The organism is Bacillus sp. MUM 116, assembly GCF_001866655.1.
Classification (GTDB): Bacteria; Bacillota; Bacilli; order Bacillales; family Cytobacillaceae; genus Neobacillus.
Genome location: NZ_MLYR01000032.1, coordinates 20,880 through 42,485, shown reverse-complemented (window position 1 = coordinate 42,485; position 21,606 = coordinate 20,880). Strand labels below are relative to the sequence as shown.

Annotated in this window: 23 protein-coding genes and 1 riboswitch; of the genes, 4 read left to right on the top strand and 19 right to left on the bottom strand. The window is 36.9% G+C overall.

Features of this window, described 5'->3' with window-relative positions:
• Positions 1-131 precede the first annotated feature (131 nt).
• The 6 genes from prsW to BIV60_RS09315 form a co-directional block, all read right to left on the bottom strand.
• Positions 132-821 carry a glutamic-type intramembrane protease PrsW gene (gene prsW, locus BIV60_RS09340; protein WP_071355464.1) on the bottom strand — a complete coding sequence of 230 codons (690 nt, stop codon included), beginning with the start codon at positions 819-821 and terminating at the stop codon, positions 132-134.
• Between the two features lie 86 nt (positions 822-907).
• The gene (locus tag BIV60_RS09335) at positions 908-1,876 is read right to left on the bottom strand and encodes a YpdA family putative bacillithiol disulfide reductase (protein WP_071355463.1); all 969 of its coding nucleotides are present in this window, start codon (positions 1,874-1,876) and stop codon (positions 908-910) included.
• A 91-nt stretch (positions 1,877-1,967) separates the two neighbouring features.
• A complete protein-coding gene (locus BIV60_RS09330; RefSeq protein WP_071355462.1) occupies positions 1,968-3,245 on the bottom strand; it encodes a Glu/Leu/Phe/Val family dehydrogenase in 1,278 nt (425 codons plus the stop codon).
• A gap of 222 nt (positions 3,246-3,467) precedes the next feature.
• Entirely contained in the window at positions 3,468-4,049 is a 582-nt protein-coding gene (locus tag BIV60_RS09325) for a genetic competence negative regulator (RefSeq protein WP_071355461.1), read from the bottom strand.
• An 86-nt stretch (positions 4,050-4,135) separates the two neighbouring features.
• Positions 4,136-4,900, bottom strand: a complete 765-nt coding sequence (locus BIV60_RS09320) for a metallophosphoesterase (protein WP_071355460.1) — start codon at positions 4,898-4,900, stop codon at positions 4,136-4,138.
• Between the two features lie 146 nt (positions 4,901-5,046).
• Positions 5,047-5,682, bottom strand: coding sequence for a CBS domain-containing protein (locus BIV60_RS09315; RefSeq protein ID WP_071355459.1), 636 nt, complete (start codon positions 5,680-5,682; stop codon positions 5,047-5,049).
• A 146-nt stretch (positions 5,683-5,828) separates the two neighbouring features.
• Between BIV60_RS09315 and BIV60_RS09310 the strand changes: the two genes are divergently transcribed.
• The 3 genes from BIV60_RS09310 (at position 5,829) to cotJC (ending at position 6,993) form a co-directional block, all read left to right on the top strand.
• On the top strand, positions 5,829-6,059 hold the full coding sequence (locus tag BIV60_RS09310; RefSeq protein ID WP_071355458.1) for a spore coat associated protein CotJA: 231 nt from the start codon (positions 5,829-5,831) through the stop codon (positions 6,057-6,059).
• Positions 6,056-6,316, top strand: coding sequence for a spore coat protein CotJB (locus BIV60_RS09305; RefSeq protein WP_071355457.1), 261 nt, complete (start codon positions 6,056-6,058; stop codon positions 6,314-6,316). Before BIV60_RS09310 ends, BIV60_RS09305 begins: the two co-directional genes overlap by 4 nt.
• A gap of 107 nt (positions 6,317-6,423) precedes the next feature.
• A complete protein-coding gene (cotJC, locus tag BIV60_RS09300) occupies positions 6,424-6,993 on the top strand; it encodes a spore coat protein CotJC (protein WP_071355456.1) in 570 nt (189 codons plus the stop codon).
• A gap of 32 nt (positions 6,994-7,025) precedes the next feature.
• On the opposite strand, the gene BIV60_RS09295 is transcribed toward cotJC, so the two are convergent.
• From BIV60_RS09295 to BIV60_RS09275, 5 genes are all read right to left on the bottom strand, one after another.
• Entirely contained in the window at positions 7,026-7,481 is a 456-nt protein-coding gene (locus BIV60_RS09295) for a YpbF family protein (protein WP_071355455.1), read from the bottom strand.
• A 90-nt stretch (positions 7,482-7,571) separates the two neighbouring features.
• Positions 7,572-8,288, bottom strand: coding sequence for a LysM peptidoglycan-binding domain-containing protein (locus BIV60_RS09290; RefSeq protein WP_071355454.1), 717 nt, complete (start codon positions 8,286-8,288; stop codon positions 7,572-7,574).
• Positions 8,285-8,887: a type II CAAX endopeptidase family protein gene (locus BIV60_RS09285; RefSeq protein ID WP_071355453.1), complete on the bottom strand. Its 603-nt coding sequence runs from the start codon at positions 8,885-8,887 to the stop codon at positions 8,285-8,287. The genes BIV60_RS09290 and BIV60_RS09285 overlap by 4 nt, the downstream gene beginning before the upstream one ends.
• Positions 8,884-10,392 carry a RecQ family ATP-dependent DNA helicase gene (locus tag BIV60_RS09280; protein WP_071355452.1) on the bottom strand — a complete coding sequence of 503 codons (1,509 nt, stop codon included), beginning with the start codon at positions 10,390-10,392 and terminating at the stop codon, positions 8,884-8,886. The genes BIV60_RS09285 and BIV60_RS09280 overlap by 4 nt, the downstream gene beginning before the upstream one ends.
• Positions 10,383-11,429, bottom strand: a complete 1,047-nt coding sequence (locus BIV60_RS09275; protein WP_177177258.1) for a YpbB family protein — start codon at positions 11,427-11,429, stop codon at positions 10,383-10,385. The genes BIV60_RS09280 and BIV60_RS09275 overlap by 10 nt, the downstream gene beginning before the upstream one ends.
• Before the next feature lie 252 nt (positions 11,430-11,681).
• Between BIV60_RS09275 and BIV60_RS09270 the strand changes: the two genes are divergently transcribed.
• Positions 11,682-11,930 carry a 4Fe-4S domain-containing protein gene (locus tag BIV60_RS09270; protein WP_071355451.1) on the top strand — a complete coding sequence of 83 codons (249 nt, stop codon included), beginning with the start codon at positions 11,682-11,684 and terminating at the stop codon, positions 11,928-11,930.
• A 161-nt stretch (positions 11,931-12,091) separates the two neighbouring features.
• On the opposite strand, the gene BIV60_RS09265 is transcribed toward BIV60_RS09270, so the two are convergent.
• The 8 genes from BIV60_RS09265 to resB all read right to left on the bottom strand — a co-directional run bounded on the left by BIV60_RS09265 (position 12,092) and on the right by resB (position 21,604).
• Positions 12,092-12,673, bottom strand: a complete 582-nt coding sequence (locus BIV60_RS09265) for an ECF transporter S component (RefSeq protein ID WP_071355450.1) — start codon at positions 12,671-12,673, stop codon at positions 12,092-12,094.
• A gap of 158 nt (positions 12,674-12,831) precedes the next feature.
• Positions 12,832-12,965, bottom strand: a riboswitch (FMN riboswitch).
• A gap of 81 nt (positions 12,966-13,046) precedes the next feature.
• Complete coding sequence (locus BIV60_RS09260) at positions 13,047-13,784, bottom strand: peptidoglycan DD-metalloendopeptidase family protein (protein WP_071355449.1); 738 nt, start codon at positions 13,782-13,784, stop codon at positions 13,047-13,049.
• Between the two features lie 162 nt (positions 13,785-13,946).
• Complete coding sequence (locus BIV60_RS09255; protein WP_071355448.1) at positions 13,947-15,131, bottom strand: hypothetical protein; 1,185 nt, start codon at positions 15,129-15,131, stop codon at positions 13,947-13,949.
• Positions 15,106-15,657: an RNA polymerase sigma factor SigX gene (gene sigX / locus BIV60_RS09250; RefSeq protein ID WP_071355447.1), complete on the bottom strand. Its 552-nt coding sequence runs from the start codon at positions 15,655-15,657 to the stop codon at positions 15,106-15,108. The genes BIV60_RS09255 and sigX overlap by 26 nt, the downstream gene beginning before the upstream one ends.
• Positions 15,658-16,114: 457 nt before the next feature.
• Positions 16,115-17,896, bottom strand: coding sequence for an ATP-binding protein (locus BIV60_RS09245; RefSeq protein ID WP_071355446.1), 1,782 nt, complete (start codon positions 17,894-17,896; stop codon positions 16,115-16,117).
• Positions 17,893-18,609 (bottom strand): response regulator transcription factor, encoded by a 717-nt coding sequence (locus BIV60_RS09240; RefSeq protein WP_071355445.1) that lies wholly within the window; start codon positions 18,607-18,609, stop codon positions 17,893-17,895. Before BIV60_RS09240 ends, BIV60_RS09245 begins: the two co-directional genes overlap by 4 nt.
• 178 nt (positions 18,610-18,787) lie before the next feature.
• A complete protein-coding gene (gene ccsB, locus BIV60_RS09235) occupies positions 18,788-19,972 on the bottom strand; it encodes a c-type cytochrome biogenesis protein CcsB (protein ID WP_071355444.1) in 1,185 nt (394 codons plus the stop codon).
• Positions 19,973-21,604: a cytochrome c biogenesis protein ResB gene (resB, locus tag BIV60_RS09230; RefSeq protein WP_071355443.1), complete on the bottom strand. Its 1,632-nt coding sequence runs from the start codon at positions 21,602-21,604 to the stop codon at positions 19,973-19,975.
• Between the last annotated feature and the right edge of the window lie 2 nt (positions 21,605-21,606).

Here is a 21,606-nt window from a genome sequence, read left to right as displayed (position 1 = left end):
ACAAGCCGGCCGAAAGGTTGTTCTTTAACCTTTTGAACGGATTGGCTTGTGACCTCAAGGGACTAGGCGCCAGAGATGGATCATTCTCAAAGCAATTTATTAATTCTTATAATACAAAAAAAATCCCTTCATTAGGATTGAAGGGATTTTTGCACGGAATATTTCTTTTTAAAATGATTTGCACTCAGGATTTTCGCCATTTTAACCTTCCTTAATCCAAACCACCAAAGAAAAATCATAAAAGGAAAAATAATATAGATCCAGTTTTCCTGGGTTATCAGAATGTAATCATAAAATCCATGAAGAGCAAATGGTAAAAGAAGTGATAGGATAATCCATTTTATTTTCGAGCCATCTGTAAATTTTGCCTTTCCAATATAAAAACCCATTATTACACCGAAAAGGGCGTGGCTTGAAACGGGAAGTAATGCACGTGAAACAGCATGCTCAATACCATTAGCCACTAAATAAAAAATATTTTCTACAGTCGCAAAACCTAAAGAGGCTGCAGCACCGTATACAATTCCATCGAATGGCTCATCAAATTCAACATGTGAGTAAATGGCATAAAATAGAATAAACCACTTAAAGAATTCCTCTAAAAGACTTGAACTAAAGAAAGCATCAATAACATCAGACTTTATTAGATGTTCCGCTTCAAACACGTGCTGGATAAACATTATAGGAAAAACAAGAAGAGCCCCATACAAAAATGTTCTTAGAACAACGGAAATAGGTTCTGTTTCATATTCATCTTTTAAATAAAAATAACTTAATAAGGCTAAGCCGGGAGCAATTCCCGCCGATAAAATTGCCAGCATTTAGGATCCTCTTTTCAATCCGTTTTCTATATCGTATCATGTAACGAACATATTTTAAATGAAAGATTCTTCTAGTTTAGTGAGCCTTATTTTATTTCACGGTTTATTATGGATTTGGAAATAAGTCCCCCATGAAAACGCCCGTTTTCAATAAAAATTTCATTTGCATTATTGCCTGCAGCAATTACACCTGCAATAAATACGCCTTCTATGTTTGTCTCCATTGTATCGGAATTATAGCAAGGCCGTCCTGACTCCCGATCAATGTCAATCCCCATTGTTTTAAGAAATTGTTGATCAGGATGATAGCCTGTCATCGCAAAAACAAAATCATTATCTATGGTATGCTCCACTCCATCTTGAACATAGATTACTTGCTTTTCAGTAATTTCTTTTACATGGGCGCGAAATTCCATCTTAATTTTTTCATTGCGAACCAAAGCTTCGAATTCAGGTAGGATCCATGGTTTAATACTAGGGGAATATTCATTTCCTCGATATAGTACCGTAACTCTTGCCCCAGCCTTCTCTAGTTCAATCGCTGCATCCACGCTGGAATTTTTACCACCAATTACACAAACATCTTTATCAAAATAAGGATGCGCTTCTTTAAAATAATGGAAAACTTTTGAAAGCTTTTCTCCAGGCACATTCATATAATTAGGGTGATCATAATACCCCGTTGCAATCACAACATATGGCGCCTGGTAGGTGCATTTATCCGTCTCGATTTCAAATAATTTTCCTTTTTTCGTTACCTTTGTTACCTTTTCATAGGCGTTTACGCGTAACTGTTTTCTTTTGACTACTTCCCGGTAATATACCAATGCCTGATTACGCCGCGGCTTATAATTTTCTGTTAAAAAAGGAACCTCACCAATTTCTAATTTTTCACTGGTGCTAAAAAAGGTTTGATGGGTTGGATAATTGTAAATAGCATTTACAACATTCCCTTTTTCAATAACAAGCGGGTTTTTCCCAATTTCTTTTAAAGAAATAGCCGCAGCAAGACCACATGGTCCGCCGCCAACAATAATGATATCTTCTAATTGCATATATGTGCACTCCCTTGGATTCAGTACATAAGTAAAAAAACTCCCATCGTCTATGATAGGAGTTTTTTTGTAATATTTCAATGATGAATGCTTAAATCCAGCCTCTAAAGCGGCTTGCTTCTGCCATTTTTCTTACCCCAACCATATAGGCTGCAAGGCGCATGTCGACACGGCGTGTTTGCGCTGTATCGTAAATGCTGTTAAAGGATTTAACCATAATTTTTTCTAACTTTTCTTCTACTTCTTCTTCTGTCCAGTAGTAACCTTGATTGTTTTGTACCCACTCAAAGTAAGATACCGTTACACCACCAGCAGATGCCAATACGTCGGGCACAAGCAGAATACCGCGTTCTGTCAAAATTTCAGTTGCTTCGAGTGTTGTAGGACCATTAGCAGCCTCAACAACAATCTTAGCACGAATATCATGTGCATTATCCTTCGTAATTTGATTTTCAATTGCGGCTGGAACAAGAATATCACAATCAAGCTCAAGTAATTCTTTGTTTGAGATTGTATTATTGAACAATTTAGTTACTGTTCCAAAACTGTCACGGCGATCTAATAAATAGTCAATATCAAGTCCATTCGGATCGTAAAGTGCTCCGTACGCATCTGAAATGCCAACTACTTTTGCCCCAGCATCATGCATAAATTTGGATAAGTAACTGCCGGCATTACCAAAACCTTGAACAACAACTTTGGCGCCTTTAATATCAATGCCTCGTTTTTTCGCGGCTTCACGAATACAAATGGTAACGCCCTTCGCTGTTGCGGAATCACGGCCATGAGATCCTCCCAATACCAGCGGCTTTCCTGTAATAAATCCAGGTGAGTTAAATTCATCAATCCGGCTATACTCATCCATCATCCAAGCCATGATTTGAGAGTTTGTAAATACATCCGGAGCCGGAATATCTTTTGTTGGCCCAACGATTTGGCTGATTGCACGCACATAGCCACGGCTTAATCTTTCAAGTTCCCTGAAGGACATATCACGTGGATCACACACGATTCCGCCTTTTCCCCCGCCATATGGAAGGTCAACAATACCACATTTTAAGCTCATCCAAATTGAAAGGGCTTTCACTTCCGTCTCTGTTACACCAGGATGGAAACGAATACCGCCCTTTGTTGGACCAACAGCATCATTATGTTGGGCACGATAACCAGTAAATATTTTTGTTGAACCGTCATCCATACGAACTGGAATTTTTACTGTCATCATGCGTAATGGTTCTTTTAAAAGTTCGTACACCTCTTCAGGATAACCTAATTTTTCAAGAGCTTTATGAATAACGGTTTGTGTAGATTTTAACACATTATTCGTTTCCTCTTGATTAGTCTTCTCAGTACCATTTTCGGCTACCATTTGTAATCCTCCTAAGAATCTCTTTTACGAATGTTGTCCGCTTTCAGAGACAAGTATACACGTTTAAAAGATTAATGCAAGAAGAAAAATTAAGTTTCACACTTTATTATGAAAATTTTGTGCAAACGTTGTCTTTCTTATGCATATGGTATTTTTTGGAGGATAAAAACACTATTTATTAACCGAAGGGAGCGGTGGCTCCCTTCCGGAATTGACCAGAAACTATTTAAAAAAATGGAGAATGGTTTCCACCGCTTTTTTTTCAATTATTTTTTTACCGTATTCTTCAAGCATGTATGGACTAAGTAAAGAGGGCTCACCATATTCAGATAATAAGGATGCCGTTCGTTCATTTGTGATCTCATCCAATTTCGTTAGAAGTAAATAGTATTGGTCATTCATCGTATATAGAGTACCGGCTAAAATATTGATTAAACTTAACCTCTTCGAAAGATTTATGATATCTTCAAAACTTGCAAACTCATACAAAAGGTCTTCCGACCCCTCCACCCTAACCTGCATTTCAATAAACCCATCGAATAATGATTCATCATCTTCAGTGATTTCATCGACGGTAATAATCATAATCATTCCTTGAGCCTGTAATGAGAAAATTTCCACTGCAACAGAACCCTGTATTTCTACATCGAATTCCTCACTTGCCTCTTCCAGCATATCGTGAAAAAGCTGATGCCATTTTATCGAGTCCTTCCAAATATCCTCCTTGGAGAGACCCCTCTCAAATAAATCATCAGAGGTTAAGAAAATTTTAATTTTATTGGCTGTTAAGCGTTCTAAGCGCATGCTTTTGCCCCCTGCCGTGACATAACTCTTGTGTTTAGTTTATGTCATTGCAGATTAATGGTGAATTGTCTACCTCGCCAAATCGCTTAGTTACCGTTTTTCAGTGTAATTAGATGGGTTTCTGCGGGAGCTCCCAGCCTTAACGGAACGCTTGTTGTTCCGTAACCATTACTAATTAGCAGAGTAGTCTTTTCTAAACTTTTCAGTTCTCCTCTTTTGTAAGGACTATACCCAAGAATATGTATTTGTCCTCCATGTGTGTGTCCGCTGAGCACAAGCCGTATTTCGTGTTCATGTTGAATTTTCTCTGTAATTTGCGGATAATGACTGGCAAGGATTTTAAAACTATTTGGGTCGGCATCCATTAACGCAAAATCGAGCCGATCACGCTCTTGACTTAGGTCATCAACCCCTAATAGACATAATTTATCTCCTTCACCTGATTCAAAGGTTACAGCTGTATTATCGAGAACTTTAACTCCTAAATCTAATAGGAGGGCATCTAACTCGTGATAGTCCACTTCATAATCATTATTCCCCCAAACAAAATAAACAGGGCCAAGGTGTTTTAATTTTTGCAGATTTTCCTTTACTTTTGAAAATGGAACACCTTTTTCAGTTAAATCCCCACCAATAATGACCAGATCGGTTCTTCCTTTTAAAGTGTTAATAATTTTGTCAGAAATACTGCGCCGATGTATATCAGATATAAAAAAAAGAGACACCTTGCCAAATGATTTTGGAAAATCACTGAATTCTATTTCCACTTCCATTACTCGATTTAGAAATGCTTGCATGATCATAAATAACAAAAGGAAAATTCCCAAAATCAAAATGATAATAATAAACATGTTCCACAGTTTCCCCTTTACACGTTCTAACGTTCTATGGAAATCATACCATACCGAAAACTCAAACTAAAAAAGAGAAATATTTCAAGTTAAAAAATCCCTCCCATACCAATGCATGAGAGGGAAACATTTCTTTCCCCAAGCACTTAATCGTCTTCTTGAATACTTAAAATTCTAAATCCATGTTCTTCAAGCTTTTTCGTAAACTTATCAATGTTATCCTTCTTTTCAATCTTCATTACAATTCTTCGTACAAGTTTATCCGTTTCATCGAATGTAACGAGTGAGATTATGTGTTCATGGAAATGATGAGCAATTTCTGAAAGGCGGGCAATTCTGCCTTCCGTTTCGACGGAAGTGAAGGCAATTCGGACACCTGGACGGTTTACCCCAAATGCGCTTTCAAATGCCGCCAACACATCTGAACGTGTGACAACACCAAGGAAAATACCACTTGAATCAACCACAGCCAATAAAGGAAAATCTTTAAGCTCTAAAAGTGTTTTTTCAAACACTTCTCCCCCTTCCAGGAAATTATCCTGATGGGTTGCAACCTCATCTACAGTTGTAGAAGTAAGATAGTCATCGCGCTCCTGATTAGAATTAAAATAGTTTTCGTAAATTCCATACCGAGTTACTACACCTGCATACTTTGCTCCATTAAGTACTGGTAATCCATCAATTTGGTGTTTTTCTAATTGCTCCAAAGCTTGTTTCAATGTTTGATCATACTGAATTGTAAAACACTCATACTTGGAAATCATCATGTTTTTTACGAACAACTTCATCACCTCGTGACTTTTAATCCTACAACAATATTATAATTCAATAATCCCGTCCAAAACCCTCAAAGTTGTTAAACTTTGTTGGCATGTTACCAAATTCACATCATATATTTATCTATGATGTTAAAACAAGGAGGGTTATGATGAGTACTCATTATAAATCTTATCACCCATTTGTAAGCCAGTTCGACCCTTGTAAGCCGATAACCGTTAAAACTTTTTCAACCCCGCCACATTTATATATGGGATTTCAACCGCCAAATTTACCGCAATTTACACCCATGGAGGCTCTTAGGGCAGGAACATTATGGAGGGACTTTTATGATCCCTACTTCAATTCTCTTGAAAAATCTAAAGGGGGAACGCCAACATGAAACAACTCCCTCCGGAATACTATCAATTAATGGAGCAGCTGCAAGCGGTAGATTTTGTTTTAGTAGAACTTACCCTCTACCTTGATACGCATAATGACGATTTTGAAGCCATTAACCAATTCAACCACTATGCAAAAGAGCGAAAACGACTGAAAAAAGCATTCGAAAGCCAATTTGGCCCTTTATTGCAATTCGGCAACAGTTACTCAGGACATCCATGGAATTGGGATGATACTCCTTGGCCTTGGCAAATTTAAAAGCGGAAAGTCCCTTTAGCGAAGTACACTAGTCGTTGGACGCTGAAGATGAATAGTAATCTAAGTTCAAAGTGGTAGTAGACTGTTCTATATAAGGAGCGGATTAAATGTGGATTTATGAAAAAAAGCTACAATATCCAGTAAAAGTTAGTACCTGTAATCCAACATTGGCAAAATACTTAATTGAACAATACGGTGGTGCTGATGGGGAATTAGCCGCTGCTTTGAGATATTTAAATCAACGCTATACCATACCAGATAAAGTTATTGGCCTCCTGACCGATATTGGTACAGAGGAATTTGCCCACCTTGAAATGATTGCAACGATGGTTTATAAATTAACAAAAGATGCTACACCCGAGCAATTGAAAGCAGCAGGGCTTGGTGGCCATTTTGCAGATCATGATGGTGCACTATTCTACCATAATGCAGCAGGGATACCGTTTACCACTCAATATATCCAAGCAAAAGGTGACCCGATTGCTGATTTATATGAAGACATTGCAGCAGAAGAAAAGGCACGAGCTACTTATCAGTGGTTAATAAATTTAAGTGATGACCCGGACATTAACGATAGTCTCCGTTTTCTTCGCGAACGGGAAATCATCCACTCCCAGCGTTTCCGGGAGGCAGTAGAAATCTTGAAAGAAGAACGTGACCGAAAGAAAATCTTCTAGATCAGATAAGAAGCGAGCTCAATGGCTGCTTCTTATTTTTTTGCATGATAAAGATTAATGTCATATATTTTTTTCATAATTTCAAAATCAATATGGCGATTTTTCCATTGTTCCTCCTTCTTCCATAAATCCTTGCTTCTATCAACTACTTCACATCGTAATTCATGAAATTCTTTTTCGAATTTATCCTTTTTTTGTTTTAATACATTCATCCACCCATACATTAAAATGGTCATAGCTAATAAGATTAAATTCTTAAAGTCACTAACCGAAGCGGAAAACATTGCAAAAAAGGAATAGGAATATTGCTTTCCTATCACAATATAGAAGTAATACAAATATATAAAAGACACGGCAAGTGTTGCCATAATCCAAAAATTATGCAATTTTTTTGCGTCATCAAATTTCTTTTTTCTCTTTCTAACATTTTCAAGAATTTGTTTCGTTGTTTCATCCGTATATTGTAATTTAAGGATTGGAGCATCCATTTCATCCCCTCCATTTCTCCTTATATACCTATGAACTTGTCCTGAAAAATATGTTTAACCTAAAAAAAAACCGACCAATTTACTGATCGGTTAGTTATTTAAGGGTATTTTTAGAACTTGACCAGTATAAATTTGATTATTTACAAGATGATTGGCATTCCGGATAATGTTAATCCCTGATTTGGAATGATAATAATTCATAGCGATTCTAAATAAAGTTTCTTTCGGTTGTACGGTATGATAAATGATTTTACCTTTTTCTGCTGATGCAGCTGCTTTGGGCTGCTCGTCTTTATTTTTTTCAAGTTCATTTTGCCCAGTTTGACGCTCTACTGTTGTGTTTTGTACCGGTTTTTTTGTCTCTGTATTCTTCTTCGGCGGTTGACTTGCTGCAGTTTGTATCGTTGTTTTTTTATCACTAGAAATCGCCGTTTCACCGCTATCTTTCTTTTTTTTCTGCTCTTCCGTTTTAGGAGTGTTTGGAATCGTTTCTTTATCATGCTGTGCCGCTTCAAGATTGATGGATTCATATCCGGATTGATTGCTTAAAACTTCCTGTTCCTCGTTTATTTTTTTTCCATGATAGTAAGAAATAATACTGAAACATGTGATTGGCAGAAGGATAAACAATAAAACCAATATGCGTATAACCGGATATTTTAACTTGACCTTCTTTTTTTTCGGTTTTTGACGGTGAAGCTGGCCTCTTGGTGGTAATTTTCCTCCATTTTCCGGCTTTTCTGTTATCTTTTCGATTCGGCGCTTTAACCTCTCAGCCTGATCTCTATATGGTTCCTCTGGATTCATGGTGCGTCCCCTTCCCATTTATCAATCTGCTTATGTTTCATTTTTATATACATCCCCAATAGAAAATCGATCACGAAATGCATTACTGTTGTAACAGCAAAATTATTTGTCCATTCGTAAATAAATCCAATGAAAAAGCTAAGCAAAACAATATTGAAAAATAAATACCAATTAAAAAGATACCGATAGTGAATCACAGCAAAAATAACGCTGGCAAAAATTAAACCAACCTTTGTTTGAATGATTCCCCGGAATAATAATTCTTCACAAAATGCCACAAGTGCAGCAATCCAAAGTATCTGAAGCATATTTTTATTGTTAAAAATTCTTTCATTAAGACCGCCATCGTCGTAATAAGAGGATGGCAGCCATTTCATAAGCGCAATATCTACCAAAACCACCAAAACTCCTGCGGGAAGCCCTATTTTCACAATCATAATGTCATTCAAGCGAAAATGGTTAAGGAAAGAAAAATGATCAAATAAAATAAAACCTAAAATAATTGAAATAGATAATAAAATCATTTGAGTCATATACAGATGGAATAGTAATTCCCGATCTGATAGCCCCCTAATTAAATCAATATACTTATTTTTCATTTACTCATCTCACTGTGGATTAAAATTTTTCCAAGATATTCTTTCCATTTCTTTTGTCTTTCGTCATTAGAATTCTTTCTATCCAAAGATTGAAAATCATGAAGGATCATTCCGCATCGATCACAGCAAGGATTTACCTTGTTTGTGATCGGCGCCTCTTCAAAGTAATTTAGAATAAATTCACGTCTGCACGTGTTGGATTCTACCCATTTTTTCATTAGAAAAATATTATTTTTCTTTACTGTCAGTCTTTCATCTACATAGTTCGTAATGATTGACTTTAATTCATTTAGCTTCCCTATATCCTGATACTGTCTCATAAAATGTTGAATGATTCTCCACTGTATTTCTGAAAATCCACCAATTTCTTTTAATTCGTCACTAAGGCTAAAATGTTCCCCGTCTGTAATTCGATGTTCCTTCATTTTTGAAAACAGCCAGTCTAGCTGCTGTTTAGAGGGTAATTCTCCTTCCGCTAGCTGTAATGGAAGCTGTTCATCCCATGGAGAATACAAATAAATCGCAACGCTTGGCAAACCATCTCTCCCTGCTCTGCCGATTTCCTGTATATACGACTCGAGCTGCATTGGCATATGGTAATGAATGATATACCGAATATTTTCTTTATTTACCCCCATTCCAAAAGCACTGGTAGCGCAAATGACATCTAATTGCCCATAAATAAATTGTTGTTGTATTAAAATTCGCTGCTCATGATCCAGGCCACCGTGATAGGCCATCACTTTATCTACACCATTCTCTGCTAAATACTGCGCAACTTGTTCTGCTGCTTTTTTACTCGAAAAATAAATGATTCCTGGTGCCTGCAGCTTTAAAACCAGATCTGAAACCCGCTTTTGTTTTTCAATGCTATCTTCCAGCTTTTCTACATAGTAGGCAATATTGGGGCGATCGACCGTGGACTCAACCATTTCAAACTGTTGCAGATGGAGGGATTGGATAATATCTTCCTGAACCTTTTTTGTAGCTGTAGCCGTGAGCGCTAACGTAAGCGGATTGCCCAATTTCTTACGAACATCACCTATTCTTGAGTAATCCGGACGAAAATCATAGCCCCATTGAGAAATACAATGTGCTTCGTCAATGACAAACAGCGAAATTGACAGCTCTTGAAGCCTTCGAATCATAAAGGGGATCCCCAACATTTCTGGTGAAATAAAAATAAACTTGTAATTTCTTAAGTTTTGGAGAACATTTTTCCTCTCTTCAGAAGAAAGAAAGGAATTTAATGCAACAACCCTTTTTTCACCCATTTGCATTAGTTGTTCGACTTGATCCTGCATGAGCGATAAAAGCGGGGATATAATAATGATTTGTCCATTAAGCACATATCCGGGGAACTGATAGCATAAAGATTTTCCCGTGCCGGTAGGAAGAACAGCCAATGTATTTTTGCCTGCCAAAATCGATGAGACAGCTTCCTTTTGCCCTTTTTTAAAGGTATCAAATCCAAAATGTTTTTTTAATAGTACTTCTAATTCCATTGCAATTCACCATACTTTGCCAAAACCAGGCGAATTTGAAAATAGCTTGCCTGACTTAAGCTGTTTCTGATTAACTTTAATTGCCTCGTTTGTAATTGAATAGAAAGATTGATTATTTTATTCTGCAGTTCTTTATCCACATAGGTTTCAATTGAAAATTCATTTAAATTTAAAGCAAATTCGACAAGATGATCTTCAATCGTACTTTGTTTTAAATGACGCAGTTTTACAATATCATCGATGCTAAATCCTTTATTTAATAAATCCCATGTTTTACGTGCTGATATCGTTAATGAATCATTTTTCCTTAACCCTTGGAAAATGGATGATAAGAGCGGATAGCGTTTGGAATCTGTTTCAATTGTTTGGATTAAAAAATGGATGATATTGATGAATTCGATATGATATTCAAGGTTTTCCATCTTTAACATTTTTGCGGTTTGTCCAGCTGTTAAACCAATTTGCCGATAACCGGTTAATCGATAAATCACGACTTCCGGCTCAATGTCCGCCGATCTTTCAAGGGCATTGGTTACTTCTGATAAAAGCAATCTTCCCAATTCATCCCGCGGGCGTTTAAAACTTTTTATCATTTTTTTTAACCATAAATGGGCATCTTTATTTTTCTGTATCGGAATATATCGATTTTCTTGATAGACTAAATTAGAGATGACCTGTACAAGTAAGGAAAGCCTCTCCCAAAATGGATTGGTTAAATGTTGATACTCCCAGCCATTCAAATAGCGGGGCAGTGAATGTTTTTTTAATTGATCTTCCCCGGACGCAGTAATTAAAAATTGATGGTCGCTGATCTTGCTAATCCATCCCTTTTTAAATATCCTTTGTACAATGGTATCAAAAAACTCTCTCGTTAATGGTTCGATAATTCGGAAAAATTTTTTAAGTGAGTATAGGTGTGCATCTTGGATGGTTTGTGATGATTTTTTTCCATTTAACAAATGGTAAATGGAATAGATCGTTCGTTCCCCATTTAATTGCTTTAAACAATATAGAATAATGTTTTCTAAGGATTGCATCAGCCCCACCACTCTTTTAAATTCGACAACAAATTCAGTCATTTTTCTTTTTATTCTACCATGAAATGGTCAATTTGGTTTCATGAAAATGTTAAAGAATAATGGGCAAGCTAAAACAACCATTGATTTGTAACCATTTTTCTATTGAAAAGTTACACATACAGTTTTACAATAGGAATGAGAAATGCTTTTCCCTGTAAAAGTGGAAAAGAGTAATAATAATTTTTGTTATTTATTGGGAGGTTTTTTTTCATGGCGAAGTACACAATTGTTGACAAAGAGACTTGCATTGCTTGTGGTGCATGCGGAGCAGCGGCACCAGACATTTATGATTACGATGATGATGGCATTGCATTTGTAACTCTTGACGATAACGAAGGAATCGTTGAAATCCCAGATGTATTGGTCGATGACATGATGGATGCATTTGAAGGCTGTCCTACTGATTCAATTAAAGTTGCTGACGAACCATTTGAGGGCAATCCAACTAAATTCGAATAAAAAAGGTAATACAGTTGAGCTACTGGCCCTCTCTTTTAGAGAGGGTTTTTTTTATAGGATAAGAATTTATAAATTGCTTTGAGAATGGTCCAGCTCCGGCGCCTGCGCTTTTCTAATAAAGTAAAAAGCAACAGGCCCAAAACCTGTTGCTTTTTACTCTATTATGCGCTTTTAATGATTGCTTGTTTTTTAATCCAAGCTTGCATTCGAATAAATAAGAGCATGAAAATCCCTGACATGACCACGCCCTTAAGAATATTAAAAGGGAGAATAGCAGTTATAACCAAAGTTCGAAGTGCCGGAGCTGACATTTCTTCCATCCCTAAAAAGAAGGTATAGGCAGGAAAAATGACAAAATAATTTAAGACACTCATTAAAACCCCCATTGTAATGGTTCCTATAATTAAAGCAAATGTCATCCCTTTTCGGGTTTTTAATTTCATATATATATAATATGAAGGCAAAATGAACAGAAGTCCGGCGACAAAGTTGGCAATATGCCCTACAGGGACACCCGTAACACTACCTGTCATAAAATAATTTAAAACATTTTTAAAAAGTTCTACGAGAATACCTGCAATTGGTCCAAAAATCAATGCAGCCATCAATGCTGGAAGATCACTAAAATCAATTAATAAAAAATTAGGGAAAATTGGCAGCGGAAAGTTTAGCAGCATTAAAAGATAGGCAATTCCGCTTAACATTCCAATGGATACAATCACTTTTACTTTCATTTTTTTCATTTTCCTCTCTCCTTTTTGATCCATCAAGTTAGGAAGAGAGGTTCAGCAAATATAGCAGCCCGCATAAATAATAAACCCTCAAGAAATTTTCTTGAGGGAGTTTTAGGCAAGCTTAATAAACGTCCATTAAATAAAAATTTTTTGAACGTTTGCAGAACCTCCATCTTCTCCCATCCAGACTATACTGTCGGCTTTGGAATCACACCAAATCCTGCCTAAAAAGGCTCGCGGGCTTAGAGAAATGTATCTCAATACCGCCGATCGGGAATTTCACCCTGCCCCGAAGATAGATCGATATTATTTTCCTTTAATTATACTTTATAAATTGAAAATTGGAAAGTAGAAAAGCCCGCTTTTTTGCAGGCTTGTTTGGTTATTCAGGTACAAATAAGATTTGTTTAGGCATTATTAAATCTGATTTAAGCCGATTCATATGCTTGATTTTTTCAATAGAAAGATTCTTTTTCCTCGCAATGGATGCCAAGGTATCGCCTTTTTTGACAATGTATTGATCTACATTTGCCCGTAATTCCTGTCGATAATCTGAACTTGCTGCTACAATATTGTCACCGCTGCTTGCGATTCCTCCTTGTACTGCTTCGCCAACTTCTGCTTTACCTAACAATCTTTCAGGATCGAATGCATTTTTCTTATCATAGGTCCAGGCAGTTTCGTGTGTTTCAAAATGAAGGTGCACTCCGGTAGCTTGTCCTGTACTCCCCATTCCTCCAAGCATTTTTCCTTGTTTGATCGTTTGTCCTTCACTTACAAACCGCTTATTTAAATGCGCATAAACGGTAACATATTGATTTAGATGATTAATAAAAACTACATTTCCATATGTATTAGAGTAATAGGATTTTACCACTACTCCATCATCAACTGCCAATACAGGAGAGCCTAATTTTCCTGCTATATCAATTCCTTTATGTTTCCCGAGTCTTGTTCCATATGTATCAGAAATGACACCATCTGCGGGCCAAATCCAATCAACCTTCGCTTCACTTGCCTTTAGCATGCTTGCTTCAGTATGTCTCCCCCCTAAAAATAACAAACTGACACATAATGCTAAAATAGCCGCAATCAAAAACCTTTTCAAATAATCCAACATTACTAACTTTCCTCCTTACATCTGTTCCTCTCCAACACACAATATGTTATTTAGATCCTGTTTAGAACCTTCTTGGAGAGGAATGGTAAAGCATACTTGTTATAATTTGGATTGATTCTTCTTTTTATACATTTAAAAAGACAACTGGTTGACCGTTTTAAATTATGGTGTGGATCGTAAGTTAGGTGCTACTGGAACTTTGATTTCTTTTGTTAAATCAAAGATTCCAACTCGTGTTAATGGCGCATCTAGAATAAACACGCTCTTTATTCCAAACTCTTTTGCTGTTAATAATAACGCTTCAATTGAATATATTGTTTTCGGCGAATCCTCTAACATAGATTTTTCATTTAGCGTCAGGTAGAGGGTGTTCTTTTTAATTACCATCTTCCTAAATTTCATTGCAGGTAAAATAGAGGCCTGTAGGCCCCATTCAGACTGATCATTTTTCATCGCCGTAAAGGCCGCATTTATCGTATTATATTTACTTACTGATGGAACTAAAAATGGTTTATTCTGATTATTTGAAGGGTAAAGGAAAAAAGCCCTTTTATTTTCATTTTCAGCATTTATCTCTTCCAAATGACCGAAATTCCCTAATTCAATCCCCGGGTGGCGATTGGTTGAAAACCGTATTCTTTTTACATTACTGTTAGTTGAAATATCCTTTTTTATTGCGTTTACAAAAATGGTTTCATTAGCGCCCTGCCCGTATGGATGATTTCTTGGGACATCAACATTCACACTATTCTCTTTTTCATTTAAGGTCAAAGTCGCATTCATTGGATAATAATCACTTAACCCCCATTTTTCCTCTTTTAAATGAACCATATTTTCATTGAATAGGGTGATCCACGATTGACTTGCCTTTCGATTCACGATGGTGGAAACAGGAATTAAAATTTGACCTTGATGATCGGGAATCCAATAAGTTAAAATCTTCCTATTCCCAATTTCTCCTTCATAGGCAGCTGTTTTCAGATTCATTTCACGCATAAGTCCAAATTTTTCTGCACCGGTTGAATCCATTGATTTCGAGGATGATTGTCTTTTTTTCATCTCGATGGCTTTGTCTTGCATTTTTGATATCAGTTCCATTTTTCTTTCGGATTTTTCATCTTCTTGACTCAAAGAAAATCGATTTCCTACAAGTAATTTTGGAATTAGAATAACGATAAGAAGTAAAGCTGCAGCAGAAGCAATTACAGGAATTACCCAGACTGGCCTCTTCTGTTTTTTTAAAGAAAGGTTTTGGTAAATGTCACGAGGATCGCGATGATCTTTAATTTTAGGCATTTGCCGCAGTAATTCTTCGAGCTGTTTATCGCTCCACTCTGACTTTTTCACTTTTTAATCCCTCCTTTTCGGAAAGCAAATCCATAAGTTTCTTTAGTATCTTTAACGAACGATGTTGTGTTGTTTTGACCTTGCTTTCCGTCCAACCGAGTGCTTCGGCTGTCTCCGCTATTGATAAATCATGGATATATCGAAGAATAATGACAGATCTTTGGTCTACCGTGCAATATTCCAAACATTTGTACACACTCATAATTTCTTCTTTTTGTACTGTAATTTCCTCAGGAATTGGATATTCATCCTTCACTTGACTTGTTGACCAATCAAACTTTTCTAATAATCGGTCCTTCCACCCTTTTTGCTTTCGGAAAAAATCAATGGCTACATTTCTAGCAATTGAAAACAGCCATGTCCTTTCACTGCTTTTCCCCTCAAAACGATTATAAGATTTAAATACACGAATATAGACCTCTTGGACAAGATCCTCTGCATGTTCTTTATTTCTAACCATATAAAATAGAAATTGAAATACGTCGTGATGATATTTATCGTAAAGTTCATCGAAAACGGAGTCCATTTAATCCCCTCCCCGTTCAAAAGATTAGTCGACATATATGTATAAAAAGTTTCATTAATTAAATATAGACTGTTTTCGGTAAAAAAGGAAGGAATTTTTTGGATATAAATGTCTTGGAGTAATAAATATAAACAAAGCCTGTTTTCGTAAAGTTTGTTGCTAATGAACAGAGTCGTTGATTGGAACGTAGGGATGCTCGCTTTCCGCGGGGCGGGCGTTGAGCCTCCTCGGAGCAACGCTCCTGTGGGGTCTCACCTGTCCCGCTGCTCCCGCAGGAGTCTCGCACCTTCCGTTCCAATCAACTTCTTAATTAACAGTTTGCCCATTCAAAACCTACTACAAAAACAACAATCCTTGAGAAATAAACCTAAACAAAAAACCCACCCATTTAGAAATGGATGAGTTGAATTGTTTCCCGTGTATCAAGAACAATCGTCAAAAATCCCCATTCCATCCTCTATTTTTGAAGAAGGAAGAAGGAAAATGTCGTTCCTTGACCGATTTTACTATGGACAGATATATGTCCATGATGGGCATCAATAATATTTTTAGCAATGGCAAGGCCCAGTCCGGTCCCGGACCTTCCTCTTGTACGAGCTTTATCCGCCTTATAAAAACGTTCAAAGACAAAGGGTAAATCTTCCTCAGGAATACCAGATCCAGAATCGGCTACTTCAATGACAACTCCTTTACTTTCCTCGGTGACCTTTAACGTAACAGTCCCATCCTTAGGTGTATGTCTAATTGCATTATCAATTAGATTTGTTAAGACCTGTTCAATACGGTCGGGATCGAAAGAAATTGGATTTACTATGTTCCCGATATCTGAAGTTAAGGAGATTTCATGCTCCTTTACAAGACCTTGGAATTTATGAATAATCCTGTTTATAAAGGAAGGAAGATTCACTTCCTCTACAGTTAGTTGAATATGCCCCGCTTCCATCCTTGCCAAGTCAAGCAGTTCGTTAACCAGGCGGCCCATTCGTAACGATTCGTCATAAATAACTTTTGCCATTTCTTTTTTCTCTTCTTGGGTTTCAGCAATATCATCGACAATCGCTTCACTATATCCTTGCAGCATCGATATAGGTGTTCGAAGTTCATGAGAGACATTTGCAATAAAGTCTCTTCTCATTTTCTCGAGCTGCCGCTCTTCCGTCATGTCGCGTAAAACCGCGACAGCCCCCCGGATAAACCGATTGCTGTAAAGCGGGCTTACAAGGATGACCCAATGACGTCCTTGTAGAGAAATTTCACCCATTTTCTCTTTTTCGGTATCAACTGCCTGTTGAAAAAGCTCCATAACCTTTGAAGGAATTGCCTCTGAATTTGACGATAAACCTTTTTCATAATACCAATAGTGAAGAAACCTGTCTGCTGGCGGATTGGTAATTAAGATGGTCCCATCCCGATTAAAGGTAATAACTCCATCTGCCATACTGCTCAGGATACTTGCCAACTGCTCTTTTTCTTGACTTAGGGCATTCATGTTAAATTTCAATTGCCTACCCATCTGATTAAAAGCTGTTGCTAATTCACCAATTTCATCATGTGTGAGAATCGGAACCTTTGTATCAAATTTCCCTCTCGCTACCTCAAATGCTGCCTCTCGCATTTTTCTAAGCGGTGCTGTAATTCGTGTTATTAAAAAGAAAGCAAATATAGTAGTTAAGATAATAGCAACTCCGGCAACCAGTAAAATAAATCGCGTTGTCGAATGGGTCGTTTCCTGCATATCTTTCAATGACTGGTAGATAAATACTGCACCCATTTTTTCATTTGGCAGATGCAGCGGCACTCCGATAATAGAATAGCTTGGATCTTGATTATTTTCACTTTGTTCTGCCGTAAAGTTCGATATTTTTTCTACAGTTCTATTTTCTTTAAATACCTTCGCTAATTCAGGGTCTTTTTTAATATCGGAAATTGTTAATCTTTTTTCTTCTTTCGTGTTTGGAGAATAGTAAATCTCATGATCATTTTTAACAATGACTACTTTCGTAACATCATCAATTATTTCCCAAGATATTTCTAAAGCAAGTGAAAATTGATCATTTGGATGTTCCTCTAACACTCGGGCAATTTTCTCAGCAGAATGAGTTAAATTATTTTTTGTTTCAAGAATGTTTTGATTTTGGAAAAATTCAAGGAGCATTACAGTTAAAATAAACAGAACAACTGAAACCAGTAATAGGATGGTAATCCAGAGCTTACCTACTACACTTCGTAAAAAGGTCATCCATTTACGACCTCGAATTTATATCCAACGCCCCAAACGGTTACAATCATCCTTGCGGCATTCTCAGATACTTTATTTAATTTTTCACGAAGACGTTTGACATGTGTATCAACCGTCCGTAAATCACCAAAAAACTCATAATGCCATACTTCTTTTAATAATTGTTCCCGGTCAAAAACTTTATCCGGTGATTTTGCAAGAAAATAAAGTAATTCATACTCTTTTGGTGTTAAACTGACTTCTTTTCCTTCCGCGCTCACTCTATGTGCATCATTATCAATTGTCAAAAACGGAAAAACAATAACGTCTTTGGTTGTTGTCTCGGTTTGTAAAAAACTTGTTTGTGACGATCTCCTTAATAGTGCTTTTACACGCAGGACAACTTCCCTTGGGCTAAAAGGCTTTACTATATAATCATCTGTTCCAACCTCGAAACCTTGAACCCGATTTACCTCTTCACCTTTTGCCGTTAACATAATGACGGGAGTAGCTTTCTTTTCCCTCAGTTCACGGCAAACCTCAATGCCATCCTTCCCAGGCATCATAAGGTCAAGAAGGATTACATCATATTCATTCTCTATCGCTTTAAACAAAGCCTCATATCCATCCTCAGCTTCGTCTATTATATAATTTTCACGTTCTAAATACATTTTTAGGAGTCGGCGAATTCTTTCCTCATCATCTACAACTAAGATTTTTACGTCTTTTTCCATTAATAATCCCCCCATGTTGTTATTTTACAAAATGAGTTTATTTTTTGCTATATTTTCAAAAGAAATGGTTTCCTAAAAGTGTCAAAATTATGACAAAGCAGAATAACTATAATTAAGATTTTTTAAAAAATAGCCTTCACTTTCTGAAGTGAAGGCTATAAATTATCTATATTGATTTTTAACCCGCGTATGAGTGAAGTCCTGCGATTACTAGGTTAACGGCCACGAGATTAAACATGATAATTACAAAGCCGATCACTGCAAGCCATGCGGATTTTTCACCGTGCCATCCCTTTGATAGTCGCAGATGTAAAAAGGCTGCATAGAACAACCAGGTAATGAGAGCCCAAACTTCCTTCGGATCCCAGCCCCAGAATCTTGTCCAGGCAACTTGGGCCCAAATCATTGCAAAAATAAGAGCACCCAGTGTAAATACAGGAAAACCAATTAAAACTGAACGATAGCTAATTTCGTCAACAAAATCCAGCTTAATATTTCGAACAAATGGCTGCAGTGCGGCAGCAATCCGCTTTCGGAGCAGCAATCGAATGATTCCATAAAGAATCAGCCCTCCAACAAAAGACCACATAACCGTATTCATTTTCTTCGCATTAATCATTGCCGGCATTTCTACAACCGGTTCAAAACCGCCCTTTGTAAGTAATTCCCCTTTATGAGGTCCAATCACTGCGGGCATCTTGTATTCTACTTGCACTTGATTTTTATTTTTATCAATCCAATTAAATTTCTCATTATAACCTGCTCCGGAAAAAACGGAAGATACTAAAACAAATCCTAATGTTGTAACAAGCCCAAACATGACGATTTCAAGCCAAAATGTTTGTTTACTTGGTTTTGATTGGTTAACCGCTTTTACAAGATAAATTAACCCTGCAGCGAAACTTATGGCTAATATCGCTTCACCGATTGCTGCGGTTGTAACATGGATATAGAGCCAATAACTTTGTAAGGCCGGAATTAATGGCGTTATCTCACGAGGGAACATACTTGCGTAGGCAATGACCAAAATGGCTACCGGCATTGTAAATAGTCCAAGCAGAACAGTCCGATAAATTAAAAAGATAACAATAAATGCTCCGACAAGCGCCATACCAAAAAAGGTTGTGAATTCAAACATATTACTTACTGGCGCATGTCCAGAAGCAATCCACCTGAGAATAAAGTATCCTAATTGAGAGATAAAACCAATTATTGTTAAAAAAACAGCGATTTTTCCCCAACTGTTGATTCCTTTTTTCTCGTCCATACCTTTTTTAGCTTTAATTGCTCCTCCATAAAATAAGGTCGCAATTAAATAGAGTATAAAAGCGATAAACAGTAAATTACTACTAATCGATACCAACTATGCTTCCTCCTTCTCCGTCAATCCTTTTTGAAGCTGATCTTCCGGCATGATAAATTTTGTGTCTTCTAAAATCGTTTCTATTTCTCGTTTTAGACCGTACCAGTTTTTATTTGTATGGGCTGCTACCCACACTTCTCCATTTTTACGTTGAATCCAGATTCTTCGATGATTCCAATAGGCCCCTTGGACAACTCCGATCATGAAAATAATCCCGCCCAGGATAATAACCCAAAGCGTTAAATCCTTTCTAACCGTTAATCCGGAAACATTTTTCGTCTCAATTCCTCTAAATGTCATTTTATACTTATTATTGCCAAATGGCTCAATATTTTGCCGGATTGCCACAAAACTCGTTTCACCTTTTGGTTTATCAGGTGTAATCATCCGAAATACAAAAGCAGGATTGTTCGGAATCCTTGATTTAGTAGTAGGTCCGCCGCCTTTTTCAAATTCAAAATCAGGGAAATAGCTTAGAATCTTTACAGAATACCCATTACCAAGATTATAAACAGGCTTCGGATTATAAAGATTGATTTTTAAGTCTCCAAAAGATTTGCCGGTTGCTTTATCCGTCATTGCAAAGGACATTGATTGAAGCTCATCCAGCCTGTAATCGACCTGATAAATTGAATAGCCATTAAACGTTAATGGTTCATTAACACGAATGCTGTAATCTTTTACCTTCTTAAGCTTCGGCTTTTCCCCCGGAATGTTCTTGCCAACTCTTTCATATAAAACTACATTAGATTGATAATTTTTAGCTACTTGATTTACTCTATTAAGAGCTTGGTCAAATTTTTTATCTTTATCTTTATTATAGAGCTGCAAAATAAATTTATTATTTTCAAGGTAATACTTTCCGTCAGTTTCGGGAATTACCGCAGTTTCTCCTTCGCGGATCCACAACGACTTATCAACATACATACCCGGAACAAAACGAAGCATGCCACCAATTAAGAAGATAATTAAACCAACATGATTTACATACGGACCCCAGCGGGAAAAACGTCCTTTTTCAGCTAACAAATCTCCATTTTCTTCACGAATATGGTAGCGTTTTCCTTTTAAATGTTCTTTTACCTTTGTGAAATCTTCTGCATTAATGGACGTGTTAACTCCAAAAACGCGCTGACGCTTTAAAAAACCTTCATGTCTTGTCACGTTTTGCGCTTTCAAAGCCTTATATAAAGGTACAACCCGGTCAAGACTACAAATAACAAGGGAAATCCCAATCATTGCAATTAATAATAAATACCACCATGATCCGTATAAATCATTAAAGCCAAGCTGGTAATATAATTTTCCCAACCAGCCATATTCCTGCTGGTAAAAGTCTTCTGCCGGCATCGTTTGCGGAATGTACGTTTGCTGCGGGAAAATGGTCCCTATCGCGGAGGCAATTAAAGTGATGACAATCAGCCATACGCCTACCTTTACAGAAGAGAAGAAATTCCATATTTTATCAATAAAGGTTTTATTATAGGTCTGTGAACGGCGTGCACTTCCTTCATATCGCATATCTACAAGTTGTTTTTCACTCTCTTGCTCATCCAATACCTTTCCGCACGCTTCACATAACACGGTTCCATGAGGGTTCACATGTCCGCATTCACATTTTACATCTTTCATGA

What these genes read in the sequence shown, in the direction of transcription:
- BIV60_RS09245 (WP_071355446.1), bottom strand. Translation starts at nt 17,896, where the DNA reads ATGACCTTTTTACGAAGTGTAGTAGGTAAGCTCTGGATTACCATCCTA.
- BIV60_RS09240 (WP_071355445.1), bottom strand. Translation starts at nt 18,609, where the DNA reads ATGGAAAAAGACGTAAAAATCTTAGTTGTAGATGATGAGGAAAGAATT.
- BIV60_RS09270 (WP_071355451.1), top strand. Translation starts at nt 11,682, where the DNA reads ATGGCGAAGTACACAATTGTTGACAAAGAGACTTGCATTGCTTGTGGT.
- BIV60_RS09260 (WP_071355449.1), bottom strand. Translation starts at nt 13,784, where the DNA reads ATGTTGGATTATTTGAAAAGGTTTTTGATTGCGGCTATTTTAGCATTA.
- BIV60_RS09295 (WP_071355455.1), bottom strand. Translation starts at nt 7,481, where the DNA reads ATGGATGCTCCAATCCTTAAATTACAATATACGGATGAAACAACGAAA.
- BIV60_RS09305 (WP_071355457.1), top strand. Translation starts at nt 6,056, where the DNA reads ATGAAACAACTCCCTCCGGAATACTATCAATTAATGGAGCAGCTGCAA.
- BIV60_RS09265 (WP_071355450.1), bottom strand. Translation starts at nt 12,673, where the DNA reads ATGAAAAAAATGAAAGTAAAAGTGATTGTATCCATTGGAATGTTAAGC.
- BIV60_RS09325 (WP_071355461.1), bottom strand. Translation starts at nt 4,049, where the DNA reads ATGCGCTTAGAACGCTTAACAGCCAATAAAATTAAAATTTTCTTAACC.
- BIV60_RS09275 (WP_177177258.1), bottom strand. Translation starts at nt 11,429, where the DNA reads ATGCAATCCTTAGAAAACATTATTCTATATTGTTTAAAGCAATTAAAT.
- sigX (WP_071355447.1), bottom strand. Translation starts at nt 15,657, where the DNA reads ATGGACTCCGTTTTCGATGAACTTTACGATAAATATCATCACGACGTA.
- BIV60_RS09285 (WP_071355453.1), bottom strand. Translation starts at nt 8,887, where the DNA reads ATGAAAAATAAGTATATTGATTTAATTAGGGGGCTATCAGATCGGGAA.
- BIV60_RS09335 (WP_071355463.1), bottom strand. Translation starts at nt 1,876, where the DNA reads ATGCAATTAGAAGATATCATTATTGTTGGCGGCGGACCATGTGGTCTT.
- cotJC (WP_071355456.1), top strand. Translation starts at nt 6,424, where the DNA reads ATGTGGATTTATGAAAAAAAGCTACAATATCCAGTAAAAGTTAGTACC.
- resB (WP_071355443.1), bottom strand. Translation starts at nt 21,604, where the DNA reads ATGAAAGATGTAAAATGTGAATGCGGACATGTGAACCCTCATGGAACC.
- BIV60_RS09280 (WP_071355452.1), bottom strand. Translation starts at nt 10,392, where the DNA reads ATGGAATTAGAAGTACTATTAAAAAAACATTTTGGATTTGATACCTTT.
- BIV60_RS09310 (WP_071355458.1), top strand. Translation starts at nt 5,829, where the DNA reads ATGAGTACTCATTATAAATCTTATCACCCATTTGTAAGCCAGTTCGAC.
- BIV60_RS09290 (WP_071355454.1), bottom strand. Translation starts at nt 8,288, where the DNA reads ATGAATCCAGAGGAACCATATAGAGATCAGGCTGAGAGGTTAAAGCGC.
- prsW (WP_071355464.1), bottom strand. Translation starts at nt 821, where the DNA reads ATGCTGGCAATTTTATCGGCGGGAATTGCTCCCGGCTTAGCCTTATTA.
- BIV60_RS09320 (WP_071355460.1), bottom strand. Translation starts at nt 4,900, where the DNA reads ATGTTTATTATTATCATTTTGATTTTGGGAATTTTCCTTTTGTTATTT.
- BIV60_RS09330 (WP_071355462.1), bottom strand. Translation starts at nt 3,245, where the DNA reads ATGGTAGCCGAAAATGGTACTGAGAAGACTAATCAAGAGGAAACGAAT.